The sequence below is a fragment of the Chitinivorax sp. PXF-14 genome (assembly GCF_040812015.1).
Taxonomy (GTDB): domain Bacteria; phylum Pseudomonadota; class Gammaproteobacteria; order Burkholderiales; family SCOH01; genus JBFNXJ01.
The window spans coordinates 12,867-30,138 of the sequence record NZ_JBFNXJ010000007.1 but is presented as its reverse complement, the minus strand read 5'-3'; the positions used below and the strand labels follow the sequence as shown (position 1 = coordinate 30,138).

14 protein-coding genes are annotated in these 17,272 nt (G+C 67.4%); 7 read left to right on the top strand and 7 right to left on the bottom strand.

The window, feature by feature from the left end; genetic code table 11:
• Positions 1-28: 28 nt before the first annotated feature.
• Positions 29-1,108 carry a TolB family protein gene (locus ABWL39_RS10240; RefSeq protein ID WP_367790069.1) on the top strand — a complete coding sequence of 360 codons (1,080 nt, stop codon included), beginning with the start codon at positions 29-31 and terminating at the stop codon, positions 1,106-1,108.
• A gap of 172 nt (positions 1,109-1,280) precedes the next feature.
• Here ABWL39_RS10240 and ABWL39_RS10235 read toward each other — a convergent pair whose 3' ends face one another.
• Both ABWL39_RS10235 and ABWL39_RS10230 read right to left on the bottom strand, forming a co-directional pair.
• Positions 1,281-2,474 (bottom strand): hypothetical protein, encoded by a 1,194-nt coding sequence (locus tag ABWL39_RS10235; RefSeq protein WP_367790066.1) that lies wholly within the window; start codon positions 2,472-2,474, stop codon positions 1,281-1,283.
• An 8-nt stretch (positions 2,475-2,482) separates the two neighbouring features.
• Positions 2,483-3,460 (bottom strand): hypothetical protein, encoded by a 978-nt coding sequence (locus ABWL39_RS10230; RefSeq protein ID WP_367790063.1) that lies wholly within the window; start codon positions 3,458-3,460, stop codon positions 2,483-2,485.
• A 263-nt stretch (positions 3,461-3,723) separates the two neighbouring features.
• Between ABWL39_RS10230 and ABWL39_RS10225 the strand changes: the two genes are divergently transcribed.
• Entirely contained in the window at positions 3,724-6,435 is a 2,712-nt protein-coding gene (locus tag ABWL39_RS10225; RefSeq protein WP_367790061.1) for a S8 family serine peptidase, read from the top strand.
• A 121-nt stretch (positions 6,436-6,556) separates the two neighbouring features.
• Here the strand turns inward: ABWL39_RS10225 and ABWL39_RS10220 are convergent, their stop codons facing one another.
• Positions 6,557-6,805 (bottom strand): hypothetical protein, encoded by a 249-nt coding sequence (locus tag ABWL39_RS10220; protein ID WP_367790058.1) that lies wholly within the window; start codon positions 6,803-6,805, stop codon positions 6,557-6,559.
• Between the two features lie 287 nt (positions 6,806-7,092).
• On the opposite strand from ABWL39_RS10220, the gene ABWL39_RS10215 reads away from it, so the two are divergent.
• On the top strand, positions 7,093-9,006 hold the full coding sequence (locus ABWL39_RS10215) for a radical SAM protein (protein WP_367790055.1): 1,914 nt from the start codon (positions 7,093-7,095) through the stop codon (positions 9,004-9,006).
• Positions 9,007-9,133: 127 nt separating this feature from the next.
• On the opposite strand, the gene nhaR is transcribed toward ABWL39_RS10215, so the two are convergent.
• Positions 9,134-10,030, bottom strand: a complete 897-nt coding sequence (gene nhaR / locus ABWL39_RS10210) for a transcriptional activator NhaR (RefSeq protein ID WP_367790052.1) — start codon at positions 10,028-10,030, stop codon at positions 9,134-9,136.
• A gap of 181 nt (positions 10,031-10,211) precedes the next feature.
• On the opposite strand from nhaR, the gene htpX reads away from it, so the two are divergent.
• The 3 genes from htpX to ABWL39_RS10195 all read left to right on the top strand — a co-directional run bounded on the left by htpX (position 10,212) and on the right by ABWL39_RS10195 (position 13,708).
• Entirely contained in the window at positions 10,212-11,102 is an 891-nt protein-coding gene (gene htpX, locus ABWL39_RS10205) for a protease HtpX (RefSeq protein WP_367790049.1), read from the top strand.
• A 285-nt stretch (positions 11,103-11,387) separates the two neighbouring features.
• Positions 11,388-12,224: a DUF4339 domain-containing protein gene (locus ABWL39_RS10200; RefSeq protein WP_367790046.1), complete on the top strand. Its 837-nt coding sequence runs from the start codon at positions 11,388-11,390 to the stop codon at positions 12,222-12,224.
• Positions 12,221-13,708, top strand: coding sequence for a PrsW family glutamic-type intramembrane protease (locus tag ABWL39_RS10195; protein ID WP_367790043.1), 1,488 nt, complete (start codon positions 12,221-12,223; stop codon positions 13,706-13,708). Before ABWL39_RS10200 ends, ABWL39_RS10195 begins: the two co-directional genes overlap by 4 nt.
• Before the next feature lies 1 nt (position 13,709).
• Here ABWL39_RS10195 and ABWL39_RS10190 read toward each other — a convergent pair whose 3' ends face one another.
• The 3 genes from ABWL39_RS10190 to ABWL39_RS10180 form a co-directional block, all read right to left on the bottom strand.
• Complete coding sequence (locus ABWL39_RS10190) at positions 13,710-14,027, bottom strand: DUF190 domain-containing protein (RefSeq protein WP_367790040.1); 318 nt, start codon at positions 14,025-14,027, stop codon at positions 13,710-13,712.
• A 22-nt stretch (positions 14,028-14,049) separates the two neighbouring features.
• Positions 14,050-14,439: a fluoride efflux transporter CrcB gene (crcB, locus tag ABWL39_RS10185; RefSeq protein ID WP_367790037.1), complete on the bottom strand. Its 390-nt coding sequence runs from the start codon at positions 14,437-14,439 to the stop codon at positions 14,050-14,052.
• Positions 14,440-14,542: 103 nt separating this feature from the next.
• A complete protein-coding gene (locus ABWL39_RS10180) occupies positions 14,543-15,325 on the bottom strand; it encodes a spherulation-specific family 4 protein (protein WP_367790034.1) in 783 nt (260 codons plus the stop codon).
• A gap of 487 nt (positions 15,326-15,812) precedes the next feature.
• On the opposite strand from ABWL39_RS10180, the gene ABWL39_RS10175 reads away from it, so the two are divergent.
• Positions 15,813-17,258, top strand: a complete 1,446-nt coding sequence (locus ABWL39_RS10175; RefSeq protein ID WP_367790031.1) for a PLP-dependent aminotransferase family protein — start codon at positions 15,813-15,815, stop codon at positions 17,256-17,258.
• Positions 17,259-17,272: the final 14 nt, after the last annotated feature.

The window sequence follows — 17,272 nt, the reverse complement described above, 5'->3', positions numbered from 1 at the left end:
ATTTTGGTATCAAGGACAGGAGATGGCCATGAAACGTATCCGTACCGCGCTGCTCGCCGCAGCAATCGCCCACAGCCTGGCTGCCTGCGGTGGCGGCGGAGGTGGTGATTCTGCTCCGACGGGAGGCGTCGCACCGACGCCAGTGGACAACAAGCCCGGGCCAAGTAACCCGACGCCGGCACCAGGCAAGTACGTCGGTTCGTTCTATTACTCGGGCGACAACCGATCGATATACAAGATCAACCTCGAAACGGGAGTGCAGGCCAAGGTCTATGACAGCAAGACGTCGCCAGCCAACGCGGCTGAGGCCGATGCCGCCCTCAATTTTGCGACACTGGCAGATGGTGTGCTGGCCGTTACCTACAGCGTGCGGGACCCTGTGTCGCTCGACATGCGTTACTTCAGCAAGCGCTACGGAGACAACGCGGCGGGTGGGGAATTGCTTTTTCCCGAGCAGGTCGATGGCGAATCGAAGGGTAGGCCGCTGCCCTCCCCAAACGGCCAATTTCTGATGCTCGACTGGCGCAAGCCGGGTTTCGAGAACGTGGATGCCGCCAAGACGGTGCGTATCTTCAATGCCACGGGGCAGCTGCTGGCCGAATATTCGCGCCCGGCGTTGTCGACGTGGTTGCCAGACAATCGCCCTGTGTTCATCGACGTCGACGGCGCTATTTACACCACCGATGCGGGTTTCAACAAGCTCGACAGGCTCGGTGCGGTGCCGAACGGTGTCGTGCCGACCGCGTTGGCGCCGAGCCCGGATGGCCGAAGACTCGCCATGGTCATGAACGGCAACGTCTGGACCAGCAATCTTGACGGCAGCAATGCCGCTCCCGTGACCGATGTGACCGAAACCAAGTTCGACGTCAGGAGCCCGCGCTGGTCCCCCGATGGCCGCTACATTGCCTTCTCCTATCGCAAGGCGCCCAGCGTCATTGGCTGGGGTGCCGGTTGCTACACGGCGTGGATTGTCCCTGCAGCCGTCACCACGCGTATCGACGCCTATGGCGACGGCAATGACAACGTGGTTCTGGACGCGCAAGGCAGGCCGCTGTGCGTCAGTTGGGAGCTACCGTTTGGCCAGTTCGTATTCATCGACTGGAAATAGCCCACGCCACCCGACCGGGCTGTCCGCAACTCGCCCACCCGGCGGTGGGTTGCTGCATGCCCCGCCAACTCGATCGGCGATGCGCTTGCTTGACAGTGAGTTGGGCACCGTTACGGTGGGTTTCGTACCGCCTGGGCGCCGGACCTGGCCAGGCCGCGTACCAGGCGGGCCATTAGCTGCTGGCTTGCGCCAGGGCTGTCAGATGTTGCCACTGGCGCTGGTCACGCGCGCGCGCTGTTTCGAGCTGGGTGTCGAGCGCGAGCCAGCGGATGCCGTCCTCGCTTCTGAGCCAGCAGGTCTGCTGTTCGTTGGTGTCAACGAAGTGCTGTGTCAGGCAGGCGAAGAATCGCCCATGGCGATGGAAGTTGACGCGGAAATCGAGCACGCGGCCGTCGGCGCGTATGCCGCCGATGCTGAGGCGGTGCCGTTCCCAGCGGCCTGCCGGGGTGGCGCGTTGCAGCAGCAGCTCGTCGCTGCGGCCGAGCGAGCCGCGATTGGGGGCGAGGTAGAGCCACGGCAGCTCGTCTATCGTCAGGCTGGCGAGATGGCTGTGATGCTCGATCAGGTCGGACAGCGCCAGCTCGCCGTCATGCCACAGGTAGCAGGCCGTGCCGAGGTAATCCGATACGCCCGGCTGCGCGTCGAAATCCTCCAGCTCCCACAGGCTGCCGCCGCCGAGCAGGCCGGCGACCAGCAGGCGGCTGCGGCCGAGCGCGGCGGTGGCCAGCCAGCTTTCTGCAATCCAGTCGTGCTGGCTGGTGGATGGCTGGGGTAGCGGCGGGGCGAGGCCTGGCGCTTCGAGCGTGCCGCTTTCGATGTGGATGCGCTGCCAGGCCGGGGCGCCGAAACGTTGCAGATTGCCGTCGTCGTCCATCAGGCGGGGCGTGTATCCCACCAGGTTGAGCCAGGCACCTTCGCGCCAGGCGCCGGTCGCCAGCATTGGCAGGCGGATGCCGAGCTGCTCGATGCCGCTCTGCCGGGCGCGCGCCAGCAGCGTTTCGCCGGCGGGAGTGTGTGCGGCAAGCCAGGCCAGCTCAGGGCCATCGGCGATGCCAAACAGGCGGGGCAGCCAGTTGGGCAGGCCGTAGCAGTATTCGCGCTGCCAGCCCGCGTCGGGTTGCCATACGCCTTGGTACTGGCCGCCCAGCAGAAACCACAGGCGGCTGCTGGAGCTGGCCCAGGGCAGGCCGTCCGGCCCGCTCCCCAGGCTGTTGAACATCAATGCGCGGCCCTGGCCGTCGCGTACCTCGGCCAGCCCCGCTGGCGTGAGCTGCCTGGCGACGCAGTCCGGCCCGAGCAGCGCGGGGCGCGCGAGAGTCTGCCAGATGGCGGTTTGGTCGTAATCGAGCAGTTCCGGCTTGGGCATGGGCGGATTTACTGGGTGGCGGCGTCGAAGCCGGCCTGGGCGGCGTGGCTGCCCAGATGGTAGCCGATCGCACCCGCCTCCGCACCGACCACGAAACCGCCGACCGTGCCGAGGCCCGGTACGACGGAGCCCGCGACCGCTCCTGTGCCGGCACCGGCGAGTGCCGCGCCGACCCAGCCGCCGGTCACGCGCGAGGCCTCGCGGCCCAGCGGGTGCCAGTCGTGGCTGTCCGCGCTCTGCCTGGCGGCGCGGGCGAGGCTGACGCCGTCGGTCACCGCGCCGACCACCAATGCGGCCCGCCCGATACCGCGCACGGCGGTCAATGCCCGGCCTTCGCCGTGCATGGCCTGCACCATCTCGTTCACATGCGGGTTGGAGCGGCCGGCACTGTTGACGATACGGCGGTTGACCTCGATTTCCAGCGCCTCGGGCGTGGCCGCGCCCTGGTACTTGCCTTGCTGGATCTCGCTGTTGAGCTTGCCCCGGCTGCGGCTTGCCAGGTCTTCGTAGGTCTTGCCTTCTTCCTTCAGTTGCCGCGAGAAGGCCAGGCCCTCGGGGCTCAGTCTGGCGCGCACCGCGTTCATGACCGCATTGCGCTCGCCGTTGGCGGCCCGGGCTGCCTGCTCCCAGGCCGCCGGACGGGTGGCCGCAGGGCCGGTCGGCGTGTGCTTTTGCGTCAGCTGCTCGACGGCCGGGATGTACTGGCGCGCACGTAACGCAGAATCGTTGAGCGCGCCCTGCGGGACGTTGTTGAGGCCGGCTGGCTTGAGCTGGTAATGCTCGATCACGCCGTTGCGGACGGCCGGGTCGAGCTTCGGGTTGGGCTGGCCGTTCTGGTTCAGCTTGAAACGCTCGTAGACGTCCACCGAGCGGGTTTGCAGCGGGTGGGCGGCATAGCGTCCCGCCGTGGCGCCAGCCGCCGTGGTGGAGACGGCCTGGGCGGCACTGCTGTCGTTCTGGCTGCGTGAGGAAGAAACGGCCTGCATGATCGATTCCGGCAAATGGAGGTCGGCTCATGCTAGCGCCCACCACCACGCCAGCCAATCTGGGGCGTGCCCCATATAGGGTGCGCCCTAGATTGCCGTGGCGCGGTTTTGCTGGTGCAATCGCCCGGGCCATGTAAATGGCATAAATTGGACATGGGAGGCGCCCGCCTGGGCCGGCCCCCGTTCCGCCCGCCGTTTGCGCCGTGTGCTGGCTTAGCTCTGGTCGCGCGGCGTTGCATTCCGTACTTGTTGGAGCAGTCACGATGTCCGAAGTCTCTCGAACGACCCACAGGCCCGCACGATGGCCTGCCCGTGCCGGCAAGCTGGTGCTGGCCCTGATGCTCAGCGCCAGCCTGGCCTCGTGTGGCGGTGGTGGCGGAGGAGGGGGCGGCGATAAGCCGCCGCAGAATGACAAGCCGGCGCCGCAACCCTCTCCCCAGCCACAACCTACGCCACAGCCGACACCGGCCCCGAGCAGCGCCACCCTGCGCGGCGAGATCACGGCCGGTGGCGGTGCCGTCAGCGACTGGGACAGCAACGACCCGAACGCGCCGTCCCGCTCGAACGACACGCTCGTCACCGCGCAGCCCATCCCCAACCCCGCTACCGTCGGCGGCTACGTCAACGAGGCGCTGGCGGGGAAGGATGGCCGGTCGCACACGGCGGGCGACGTCAGCGATGTGTTCAAGGTCAGCCTGACGGCTGGCCAGGCCATCAACCTGGTGATCGGCGACGAGACCAGCGGCGATCTCGATCTCGGGCTCATCGACAGCCAGGGCAATCTGGTCGCCAGCTCGGAGGGCGTCGGCAAGACCGAGTCGCTGACCGTGCCGGCCTCCGGCAGCTATTACCTGTGGGTCTATGCGGCCTCGGGCGCATCGACCTATGTGATGACCGTCGGCCTCGGCAATGCCGGCACGCGCCAGCTGTCGCGCTTCGACAGCTTCGTGCCGGGCGAGCTGATTCTCAAGCCACGCGAAGGCGCGGCGCGTGCCAGCAGCGTACGCGCCCAGGCGGCGGGCATGGGCATGGCCATCAAGGCGGGTGGCGGGGGGCGCGAGATGCTGGTCGGTATCGGCAGCACCGCGGCCGAGCGCCAGCGCAGCCTGAAAGCACTCGGCGTGGTGGCGGGCGACATCAAACGCGCCACGGCCGCCACGCTGACGCCCACCGGCGCCGCCAATACGGCGCTGGCCGCCAGGCTCGACACGATCCGTGCGATCAAGGCCTGGCGCAAGCGGCCGGATGTGCAGTACGCCGAGCCGAACTACCTGCTGCGCACCTCGGCGGTGCCCGACGACAAGCTCTACGGCTACCAGTGGCACTATCCGCAGATCAACCTGCCGCAGGCCTGGGACATCACCACCGGCAGCAACCGGGTGATCGTCGCCGTGGTCGATTCGGGCGTGGTGCTGAGTCACCCCGATCTGCAGGGCCAACTCGTGGCCGGTTATGATTTCGTGTCGAACACCCTGTCGTCGGGCGACGGCGATGGCCTTGATGCCGACCCGAACGACCCCGGCCCGGCCGATCCGGCATCGAGCGGCTTTCACGGCACCCACGTCACCGGCACCATCGCCGCCAGGAGCAACAACGGCATGGGCGTGGCCGGCGTGGCGTGGAACGCCAAGGTGATGCCGGTGCGCGTGCTGGGCAACACCGGCGCCGGCTCGCTCTACGACATCATGCAGGGCGTGCGCTACGCGGCCGGCCTGCCCAACGACAGCGGCACGGTGCCGGCGCAGGCGGCCCAGGTGATCAACCTGAGCCTTGGCGGTGGTGGCTACAGCCAGGCTACGCAGGATGTCTTCAGCGCGGTGCGGCAGAAGGGCATCATCGTGGTCGCCGCGGCCGGCAACGAGGCCAGCAGCCAGCCGTCCTATCCCGCGTCCTACGATGGCGTGGTGTCGGTCAGCGCGACCGACATGAACCGCGAACTCGCGCCGTATTCCAACTATGGCGCCCATATCGACGTTGCCGCACCGGGCGGCAATGCCGGCGTGGACGTCAACGGTGATGGCGTGGCCGATGGTGTGCTGAGCACGGTCGGCGACATCTCGTCGGGCCAGCTCGAATACAAGTTCGCCATTTCGTCCGGCACCTCGATGGCCAGCCCGCACGTGGCCGGCGTGGTGGCGCTGATGAAATCGGTGAACCCGGGCCTGACGCCGGCGCAGTTCGACCAGCTGCTGCAGAGCGGCAGGATCACCACCGATCTCGGCGCGCCGGGCCGCGACGACCGCTTCGGCTGGGGCCTGATCGATGCCTACAAGGCCGTGGTCGAGGCGAGGAAGCTCGCCGGCGGCAATACCACGCCGCAGCCCGCCCAGCTCGTTGCCTCGCCGGCATCGGTCAACCTCGGCAGCGGCGATACCAGCTTCACGCTGTCACTGCGCAATGCCGGCGACGGCACGCTCAGCATCGGCAGCGTGAGCAGCAGCGCGGCCTGGCTCAGCATCACGCCAGCCGGGGTGGATGGCGGCAAGGTCGGCAGCTACACGCTGGTGGCCAATCGCGCCGGCCTGGCGGATGGCACCTATCAGGCGGTGATCCACGTCGTCTCGTCGGCCGGCAACCTCGATGTGCCGGTGATCATGCAGAAGAGCAGCAGTGTGGTGTCGGGCGATGCCGGCTATCTGTATGTGCTGCTGATCGACCCGGTCAGCCGCAAGGCGCTCAAGGAACTGGCCGTGTTGCCGCAGAACGGCCGCTATCGCATCGAGCTCGGTGGCGTGGCGCCCGGCGACTACTATGTGCTGGCCGGCAGCGACATCAATAACGATGGCTATGTGTGTGATGTCGGCGAAGCCTGCGCGGCCTACCCGACGCTGTCCCAGCCGGCGCTGGTGACGGTCAGCGGCGATCGCGACAACCTCAACTTCATCGCTGATTTCAACCTCGCGTTCAGCAGCAACAGCGTGGACCCGGGCCGGGCGGGGCGTTTCGAGCGCATCCGCCTGCCGTCGGCGCACTGATCCGGCATGTAAACGGGCGCCTTGCCAGGCGCCCAAACGACAACAAGCCCGGTGTGTAGGCACCGGGCTTGTTGTTTGCCCTTGCGCGGGACGGAGGGCCCCCGCGCGCTGGCGTGAATCTTTACTGCTTCTTGGCGTCAGCGGCCGGCTTGGCAGCTTCGGCAGGCTTCGCTTCTTCCTTCTTCTCTTCTTTCTTCTCAGCCTTCTTGGCTACCTTCTTGTGTGCCTTCTTGGCCGGCTTGGCCGCTTGTTCGGCAGCGGGCTTGGCTTCGTTAGCCTTGGCATCGGCAGCCGGTGCGTCAGCGGCCACGGCGGAGAAGGAAACAGCGGCAAAAGCGGAAGCGATCAGGGCAGCGAGCAGTTTGTTCATGGTTGACTCCAGGTCGGTAATGGTTGGCATCAGCGCGGGCTGCCGGGATGGCGTCCTGCTGTGGTGCCCACGATAAGCCGCGGCCGATGAACGAAAACTGAACTGCCGGCGCTGTTCTTGTCGCCGCGCTGTGTTGCTGCAGCCGAAGCGGGGCGGGCTATTGCGCGATGTCGCCGGGTGCGTGGATGCCGGCCCGCCCGGTTTTGCCTTGGTCTATGCCCGGCGGGCGGCGATAATACGGGGCAGATCGTCATTCCAGCCGGCTGCCCGGCGCGTGCCCCCAATCCATGTCGAACCCGCCTTTCCGCATCCTTTCCGTCATCCCGCCGATGACGCAGCTCAATACTCCCTATCCGTCCACCGCGTATCTGACGGGCTTCCTGCGCTCGCGCGGGGTCGATGCGGTGCAGGAGGACCTGGCGCTCGCCCTGGTGCTCGAGCTGTTCTCGGTTGACGGGCTCAAGGCGCTGCACGCCCACATCGGCACGCTGCCGGCGCACCAGCGCACGCCGCTGGCGGAGGCATTCTTCGAGCATGTCGAGCATTACATCGGCACCATCGCGCCGACCATCGCCTTCCTGCAGGGGCGCGATTCGACCGTTGCGCACCGCATCTGCAGCCGGCGTTTTCTGCCCGAGGGGCCGCGCTTCGAGTCGCTCGAGGCCTATGTCGACCCCGACGACCCGGACGGCGGCGACCCGCTCGCCTGGGCCTTCGGCGCACTCGGCCTGCAGGACCGCGCGCGGCATCTGGCCACGCTGTATCTGAATGACCTGGCCGACGTGCTGCGCGAGGCGGCCGATCCACGTTTCGAGTTCGTGCGCTATGCCGAGTCGCTGGCCGGCGCGCAGCCGACCTTCGAGCCGCTCGCCAGCGCGCTGGCCGCGCCGCTGAATCTGGTTGACCGCACCCTGCAGGCACTCACGCTGGCGGCCATCGAGCGCCATGCGCCACGGCTGGTGCTGCTGTCGGTGCCGTTTCCGGGCGCCGTCTACGGGGCCTTGCGTATCGCGCAGGCGATCAAGGCACACGACCCGGGCATTGTCATCGGGCTTGGCGGCGGCTTCGTCAACACCGAACTGCGCGAGCTGGCCGAGCCGCGCGTGTTCGACTATGTCGACTACGTCACGCTCGATGCCGGCGAGCGACCGCTGCTGGCGCTGCTCGAACACCTGCAGGGCAAGCGCTCGCGAGAGCGGTTGGTGCGCACCTTCGTGCGCGAGGCGGGCGCGGTGCGCTACATCAATTTCGTCGAGGGCGATGTGCCGTTCGACCAGGTCGGCACACCGACCTGGGACGGCCTGCCGCTCGACCGCTACCTGTCGCTGCTCGACATGCTCAACCCGATGCACCGGCTGTGGTCGGATGGGCGCTGGAACAAGCTGACGGTCGCACAAGGCTGCTACTGGAAGAAATGCAGCTTCTGCGACATCAGCCTCGACTACATCTCGCGCTACGAGACCGCATCGGCCGCAACACTGGTCGATCGCATCGAGGCCATCGTGCGGGAGACGGGCCAGACCGGCTTCCACTTCGTCGACGAGGCCGCGCCGCCCAAGGCGCTCAAGGCGCTGGCGCAGGAGCTGATCCGGCGCAAGGTGGCGATCTCGTGGTGGGGCAATATCCGTTTCGAGAAGTCGTTCACCCCCGAGGTGTGCCAGCTGCTCGCCGACAGCGGCTGCATCGCCGTGTCGGGCGGGCTCGAGGTCGCATCCGACAGGCTGCTGCAGCTGATGAAGAAGGGCGTGTCGGTGGAGCAGGTGGCACGCGTCACGCGCGGCTTCACCGATGCCGGCGTGCTGGTGCATGCCTACCTGATGTACGGCTTTCCGACACAGACGGTGCAGGACACCGTCGATGCGCTCGAATACGTGCGCCAGCTGTTCGAGACCAACTGCATCCAGTCCGGCTTCTTCCACCGTTTTGCCTGCACCGTGCACTCGCCGGTCGGCATGCATCCCGAAGACTACGGCGTGACGCTCAAGCCCCTGCCGCCCATCACCTTTGCCAAGAACGACGTCGGCTTCATCGACCCGACCGGGGTTGACCACGATGCGCTCGGCGTGGCACTGAACAAGGCGCTGTACAACTACATGCACGGCATCGGGCTGGAGCAGGATGTGCGGCGCTGGTTCGACATGCACGTGCCCAAGCCCAGGGTGCCGCGCCATTTCATCGCGCGCGCGCTGGGCGGCCAGTAGCGGCCCAGCCGGGCGCTGTGCTGGCAGTGCCGCCCGCAGCGCCACGCGCGGGCTGGCTCGTGGCGGGTAGCCGCGGGCTGGTTGGTTCTTACTTCTTCGCCCATCCTGCGGTGATGTCCCGCCCGCCTCAGCGGGCGATGCCGGCCGAGCGTATCGCCTCGACCGCCGCGTGCGTGATCTTGCGCTCGGCCGAGATCGCATAGCATTGCTCGGCTACGCCATCGAGCGTGCCGATCAGCTCGACGCCGAGCTGCGCCAGCGTATCCTGCACATCGAGCGTCGGCAGCGGGAACAGCCCGAGCCCGTGGCGGCCGAATGTCTGCAGGAGCGCGCTGTCTTCGAACTCGCCGCGCACGTCGGGGCGTATCTCATGGCTGTCGAACCACAGCTCGAGGCGTGTGCGCAGTACGTTGTTGCGCGTCGGCAGCAGCATCGGCGCGCGCGCCAGACTGGCCGGAAAGCCGTCGCGGTAGCGCGCGGCCAGCGCCGGCGTGCCGAAGATCATCACCGGGCACTGCGCCAGCGCGTGGCTGTAGACGCGCAGCTGGGTGCCGTGCGGCACGGGGCGGTCGGCCAGCACCACGTCGAGCCGGTGCAGCGCGAGGTCGGCCAGCAGGCTGTCGAATTCCCCCTCCTCGCACACCAGACGCACCGACTGCGGCAGGCGCAGCGCGGGTTCGAGCAGACGGTAGGCGATGGTCTTGGGCAGCGCATCGGCGATGCCGACATTGAGCGACAGGCTGTTGCCGAAGCGGTCGTCGGCCAGCGCATCCTGCAACTGCTCGCCGAGCAGGAAGATCTGGTCCGCATAGCGCAGCGCCGCGCGGCCCGCATCGGTCAGCGCCAGGCCGCGCCCCTGCTGCGTGAACAGCGACCGCCCGAGCGCCTGTTCGAGCAGCGCCACCTGGCCGCTGACGGTCTGCACGCTCATGCCGAGCCGCTCGGCTGCGCGCGTCATGCTGCCTTCCTTGGCCACGGCCCAGAAGTAGCGCAGGTGCTTGTAGTTGAGCGCGGACAATTGCATGCGATGTTTCGAAAAAAGCGGATGATGATTACGATTTTATCCGATTTTTTCGTTAGCAAGGATGACGTAGCATGGCTCGGCTTCCATCGAGCCGGCGCCGGCTTGCCATGCCCACTGGCCACGATGGACCGTTTCGCGGCGCGCAGCGCGTGCCGCCTCATGTCAAGGAGTCTTCGTCACCATGAAACGCGTTTTCCTGCTGCTGGCCACCAATATCGCGGTGATGCTGGTGCTCAGCGTCGCCGCCAGCGTGCTCGGCCTCAACCGCTTCCTGACCGGCAACGGGCTCAACCTGGGCCTGCTGCTCGGTTTCTCCGCCGTGATGGGCTTCGGCGGTGCCTTCATCTCGCTGCTGATGTCCAAGACCATGGCCAAGTGGTCGACCGGTGCCCAGGTCATCACCCAGCCGTCCACGCCGGCGGAGCACTGGCTGCTCGACACCGTCAAGCGCCAGGCCGAGCGCGCCGGCATCCAGATGCCCGAGGTGGCGATCTACGAGGGCGAGCCCAATGCCTTCGCCACCGGCCCGAGCAAGTCGAATGCGCTGGTCGCGGTATCCACCGGCCTGCTGCACGGCATGAACGAGCGCGAAGTCGAGGCGGTGCTGGCGCACGAGATCGCCCACGTCGCCAACGGTGACATGGTCACGCTGACGCTGATCCAGGGCGTAGTGAACACCTTCGTCACCTTCCTGGCGCGCATCGTCGGCTATTTCGTCGACAGCTTCCTGCGCAAGGATGACGAAGAGGCCTCGTCCGGCCCCGGCATCGGCTACATGGTCACCACCATCGTCTGCGAGATCGTGTTCGGCATCCTCGCCAGCATGATCGTCATGTACTTCTCGCGCCGCCGCGAATACCGCGCCGATGCTGGCGCCGCGCAGATCATGGGTACGCCGCAGCCGATGATCGCCGCGCTGCGCCGCCTGGGCGGCATCGAGCCCAACGACCTGCCGCAAGGCATGGCTGCCTCCGGCATCTCGGGCCGCCCGGGCTGGATGTCGCTGTTCAGCAGCCACCCCAGCCTGGAGAGCCGCATCGAGGCCCTGCAGCAGTCCGCCGCGCGCAGCTGATACCGATTGCAGTGCTGTCATTTCAAACCGGCCCTTGGGCCGGTCTTTTTTTGGTGACGTTATCTGTATCGGTGCTTCCCGATACCGGCCATGGTGATCCGCATGCCGGGGCGTCGATTACGGCTGGATGCAAGCCTGCCGCGCACCCGGCCGAATTGAGACAGCGTTCCCGCGTACATTCTATGGAGATGGCAGACGCCCTGGCAATCTAGGGCGCGCCCTAGATTGCCGGTGTGAGGCCGCGCCACGTATCGTCCCGGCGGGAATATTGCGTCGGACATCACCATGTCGAACATCATGATCAGCCGTGGCGGGCAGACCTATGGGCCGTATACGCCGGCCGAGGTGCAGGCCTATCTGGCATCGGGCGAGCTGAGCGCGGATGACCACGCCTGGAGCGAGGGCCTGCCCGACTGGGCGCAGCTCGCTTCGGTGCTCGAACGGGTCGGCTCGCGGCCCGGCGAGGCGGCGGTGCCCGTCTTTACCGACATTGCGCCGGCCCTGCCCGACGGTGTTGCTGGCTTCAGCTGGGGCGGCCTGCTGTTCAGCCCGGTATGGTCCATCGGCAACCGGGTGTGGCCGGGGCTGCTGACCTTGATACCGGGCCTCGGCATCCTCGTCTCGTTCTGGCTTGGCTTCAAGGGCCGTGAGCTGGCCTGGCGCAAGGGTGGCTGGCAGAACGTCGCGCATTTCGACCGCGTGCAGCGGCGCTGGACTGTGGTCGGCGTCATCGGCTTCGTGGTCGTCGTCGTCGTCACCGCGCTGGCCGTGGCGGAACGCCAACCGGTGCGCGAGCCTGCGGTGCCGGTCGCGCAGGCAGCGCCGCCACAGGCCCGGCCCGAGGCCCCGCCAGCCGTTCTGCCGGCGCCAGCCCAGCCTGCGCGCCAGTTGCAGCGGCCGATTGCGCGCGACCAGCTCGAAGCGATGCTGCGCGGCATGCCAGTGCAGGCGGTCGAGGCCGTGCTCGGCCAGCCGTATTACCAGAAGTCCGAACAGGGCCTGCTCGCCTACGCCTACCTCGATCTGACGCGCAACCCGGCCAGCGGCGGCATCGACAAGATCGCCGTGATCTTCTTCCGTGGCGGCACGGTGGCGGGCTTTCACTATCAGGAGAAGGTATGAGCCGCTTCGAGCTGGTGCTGACCACGCGCCTCGACGATTTTCCGCAGGGCCTGCGCGATGCGGCGCTGCGCTGTCTGGCCGAGGTGCTGCAGCATGACGTGGAAGGCGCCCGCGCGTTGGCGGATACGGCGCGGCCGGTGCTCGCCATGCTGCCGGCAGAGAGTGCCGCCACGCCCCTGCGCGATGCCCTGGCGGCAGGGGGATGGCAGAGCGAGCTGTGCGCGGTGGCCAGTGTCCCGCCGCCCGCTGCTGCACTGGCCATGCCTGTTCCACCGGCGCCGCCGGCCATGCCGGCGGGTGGGGCGATGCCTCCGCCGCCCCCGCCGGTTAGCACGGCACTCATCGCCGCGTCCCCGGCCCGTGACATGGTCTGCGCCCTGTGCCAGGCGCCCAATCCCGGCGATGTGCGTTTCTGCTCGGGCTGCGGCTCGGCGCTTGCCCGCCCGGCGGCCTTGCCGCCGTCTGCGGCACGATCGGGCGGATTGCTCAAGTCAGCCGCCGACAAGATGGCGGGCATGGTCGGGCTCGAACAGATCCAGCGCTTCAGTCTGGGCGAGCTGTTTTCCGAAGTGTTCAAGCAGCGCAGCCCGGACGAGATCGAGGATTACGTGCTGGCCGGCACGCGCCGCAACACGCCGGCCGTGGCCGACATCGTCACCGACTGGCCCAAGCCCTGGCTGTTCGCGCGCGTGTTCGGGCTGGCGTTGATGTTGTACGCGCTGTTCCAGCTAGGCTGGCTGATGTTCGGCAACCCTAACCTGCTACCGGGCCTGATCATCACCGGCTCCTTCGTCGTGCCGTTTGCCGCGCTGATGCTGTTCTATGAGCTCAACACGCCGCGCAACGTGTCGTTGCTGTTGCTGCTGCGGCTGGCGCTGGTCGGCGGCATCTGGTCCCTGCTGATCTCGCTGGTGCTGTTCCAGCTCGGCAACGAGCTGACCACCATGCTCGGCGCCTCGGCGGCCGGCATCATCGAGGAATCGGGCAAGCTGGCGGCGGTGCTGTTCGCGACGCGCAAGCTGAGCCCGGTGCGTTATCGCTTTACCCTGAACGGCCTGCTGTTCGGCGCGGCGGTGGGGACGGGCTTCTCGGCCTTCGAATCGGCCGGCTACGCCTTCCGCATCCTGCTCGAAGCCGATGCGGGGCAGATGAGCAGCAACATCCTGATGCGCGGCGTGCTATCGCCGTTCGGCCATACGCTGTGGACCGCGATTACCGCGGCCGCACTGTGGCGCATCAAGGGCGCGCGGCCGTTCAGCTCCGAGATGCTGGCGGACGGCCGTTTCCTGCGCCTGTTCGCGGTATCGGCGCTATGCCACTTCACCTGGAATGCGGGCTTCGAGCTGTTCGTGCCCTTCGTCAAACAGGCGCTGCTGGGATTCGTCGGCTGGGCGGTTGCCCTGTCGCTGGTGCAGGACGGCCTGCGCCAGGTGCGCGCCGAGCAGCGCCTGGCGGGCGGCATGCCGCCACCGCCGCCGGCGTGAATCAGCCGCCCACCCGGCCGACTTCCGCCGCGATGCGCACGTAGACCAGATCGAGCCCGGCCTGGCGCAGGGTGTCGAGCAGGCGGTCGGCGTCGGCATCGCTGACGGCGAATACCACTTCCATCGGCAGCTCGCCAGCGAGCTCGATGAAATGCGCTTCGTGCAGCTGACCGTGGCGGCCGTAGCCGGCCACCGCCCTGAATACCGAGCCGCCGGGCAGGCCCTGGCGCCTGGCCTCTTCGAGTAGCCACTCGTAGAGTAGTTTGCCGTGGTGGCGGGTCTTTTCCTGCACGAAGAACTTCAGATAGCTGCCTTGCATGGTGGCACCTATGGGGTGAGGGTTAGTGGCCGCGTAGCAGCCAGCCCAGCGTCTTGATACCGAGCCAGGTCATCGCGAGCGAGCCGCCCAGATGCAGGCTGGCGGCAGCCAGCGCCCAGCCGAACTGGCTCTTGAGCATGAGCCCGACTACCTCGCTGGAGAAGGTCGAGAAGGTGGTCAGCCCGCCGAGAAAGCCGGTGATGGCGAACAGGCGATATTCGGGCGGCAGGCTCGTGGCCTGGCTGAAGAAGGCGACGGCAAGGCCGACCAGATAGCCACCGAGCAGATTGGCGGCGAGGGTGCCCATCGGTACGGTCGGAAACACCGGGTTGAGCCACAGGCCGAGCGCCCAGCGCAGCCAGGCGCCACAGGCGGCGCCGCTGCCGACGGCGAGAAGGGTTGACGGTCCCACGATGGCGAGAGTCGAGTGCGATGGAGATGGCGGCCAGTATAGGCAGCGGGGATGCGACCCACAAGGCTGGCGGCCCGCTGCCCGGCATCAGGCCGGGCGGGGCTCAGGGCGTGGCGTTGATGGTGGCGATGCGCGACACCTCGGCATCCCAATAGGCTGGCAGGCCACTCCAGGGATCGCTGCCGTTGGCGCCACGGTTGGTGACGTAGAGCATGCCAGTCTTCTGCTTGGCGGCCCTGCTCATCGCGGCATTCAGGTCGGTCGCGGCATACACGAGCTCGGCAAAACGTGACGGCGTGTAGGCGGCAGCCTGGTTCCAGGCGCTCTGCACATAGCTCGGGTAGGCGCCGCCGGTGCTCTCGTACACCACCAGCGTATCGGCGGCGGGCAGCGAGGCATAGATCTCGGCGGTGTTGATGCCGGGGTTGCCGATCACGCGCAGCGCCGGGTTGCGTGCCTTGATGTACTGGTAGATGGCCTGGTAGTAGTTGAGCTTGGCCGAGGTCGCCTGGTTGGCCATCTCGTCGAGGAAGATGCCGTCGACCGGGTACCAGGCCAGGTATTTTTCGATTTGCGCCGTCACGCTCGACAGGCTGCGCTTGCCGTAACCGGTGGGAATGTAGCCGATCACCTTGCCGCCGGCCGTGCGCAGCGATTGCACCGCGCTCAGGTAGGCCGTGTCGAGGCGCGAGCCGGGGCCGGAATTGGGATTGAGGATGGCGACGACCGGCACTTTCTTCGCCGCCTGGGTCAGGCGAGGCCAGTTGCTGTCGCCCGCCGCGGGATAGAAATACGCGGGCACCAGCACTTCCAGCGCTGCCGCCTGTGCACTGACCAAGGCCAGGGCCGACACGAGCCCGGCAAACAGCTGACGCAGATGACGCATTTCGACCCCTCCTCACAGTATGCAGGCTGACTATAACATAAGAAAATGCTAATTATCTTATTTATGCGTAGCCATGCATGCATTCGATGACCGGTGTTCTCCCCAGCATAGTTGCCGCAAGGCCCGGTGCCGGACGGCGCGACGGATGGCCATGCACGCCAGCCGCCCAGCCCCAGTAAGGCGCGCCTCAAGGTGACGTATTCGCGCTGTTGTTCAGGCTGGCTCGGGGTGCCGCAGCGGTGCGTGCGTGGCGGCAGGCTGTCGAGCGCGAGGCAGGGCTGCTCGCCGATGCGGGTGATGTCGCGGCGGGCCCCTGGCGGTTCATGTTTCATGACGGCACTTCTGGCTCATTGGGTGGGCTCCGGCATTCTAGAAACGACGAGGCAGGCGGCTTGGCACCAGGCCAGGGCAGGATGTATCAACACAGCTTGTTGTTTTCTGATATCTGTACTTATCATTAGACATCCGTACTGCCACCATCGCCATCATGAACGCGCCCCTGCACGCCACCCGTTATGCCAGGCTGGCCGACGAGCTCGCCTCCTGTATCCATGCCGGTACCCTGCGCGCCGGCGACAAGCTGCCCTCGGTGCGCACCTTGTGCGCGCTGCACGACGCGAGCCCGGCCACCGTCACCCATGCGCTGCATCTGCTCGAAGATGCCGGCCTGATCGAAGCGCGGCCGCGTGCCGGTTTCTTCGTGAAACGGCGCGCCCCCGAGCGCGAGGCGCCGACGCAGTGCAACACCGAGCTCGGCCTGCCCCAGCAGGTGGAAATCTGCGCCAAGCGCCGCCGCATGCTCGATTTCTGCCAGCAGGGCGGCGGCGACCGGCTCGCGCTGGCGACGCTGTCGCCGAGCCTGTTTCCCACGCACCAGCTGCAGAAGCTGATGACCTACCACGCGCGGCGCGACCCGAGCCTGCTCGCGCGCTACGGGCTCGACGCGGGCGAAGAGGCGCTGCGGCGGCAGATCGCGCGGCGCGGCGTTGAAGCCGGCTGCCTGTGGCAGGCGGACGAGATCGTCGTCACCCACGGCAATATCGAGGCGATCAGCCTGTGCCTGCGCGAGATGACGCGGCCCGGCGACGTGGTGGCGATCTCGTCGCCGTGCAATGCCAATTTCCTGCACACGATGGAGTCGCTCGAACTGCGCGCGCTCGAAATCCCGGCGCACCCGTGCAACGGCGTGTCGGCCGAGGCGTTGGCGTTCGCGCTGAGCCAGCAGAAGATCGCAGCCTGCCTGCTGACCGCCAATTTCGCACCGCCCACCGGCAGCCTGATGAGCGACGCCGCCAAGCGCCGCATCGTGGAGCTACTGGCCGAGCACGACGTGCCACTGATCGAGGACGACACCTTCGGCGACTTCTACTCGGGCGAGCAGCGGCCCAAGCCGTTCAAGGCCTTCGACACTCACGGCAACGTCACGCTGTGCGCCGACCTGAGCATGACCCTGGCGCCGGGCCTGGGCCTGGGCTACATCGTCGCGGGTAAATACCGCACCGCGCTCGAATCGCGCCGGCTCGGCTTGGGCGAGAGCGTGTCGCTGCTGATGCAGCGCACCTATGCCGCCTTTCTCGAAAGCGGCCACTACGAGCCGCACCTGCGGCGGCTGCGGCGCAATATGGCGGAGCAGGTGGCGGCGCTGCGCGCGGCGGTGTGCGAATACTTCCCGTGCGACAGCCGCGTATCGTGCACCGATGGCGGCTACATGCTGTGGGTCGAGCTGCCGCGCGGCATCGACACCTCCGAGCTGCAGGAACGCGCGCGCGCTGAGGGCTGCGGCTTCGCGCCGGGCGAGCTGTTCAGCCTCGGCGACACCTTCCGCAACTGCCTCAGGCTCAACGCCGGCTACCCGTTCACCCCCGAGATCGAAAGCGCGATCCGCCGGCTGGGCGAGCTCGCCCAATCCATGCTCGTGGAGCAGGCCGCGTGAGCCGGCCGCACCGC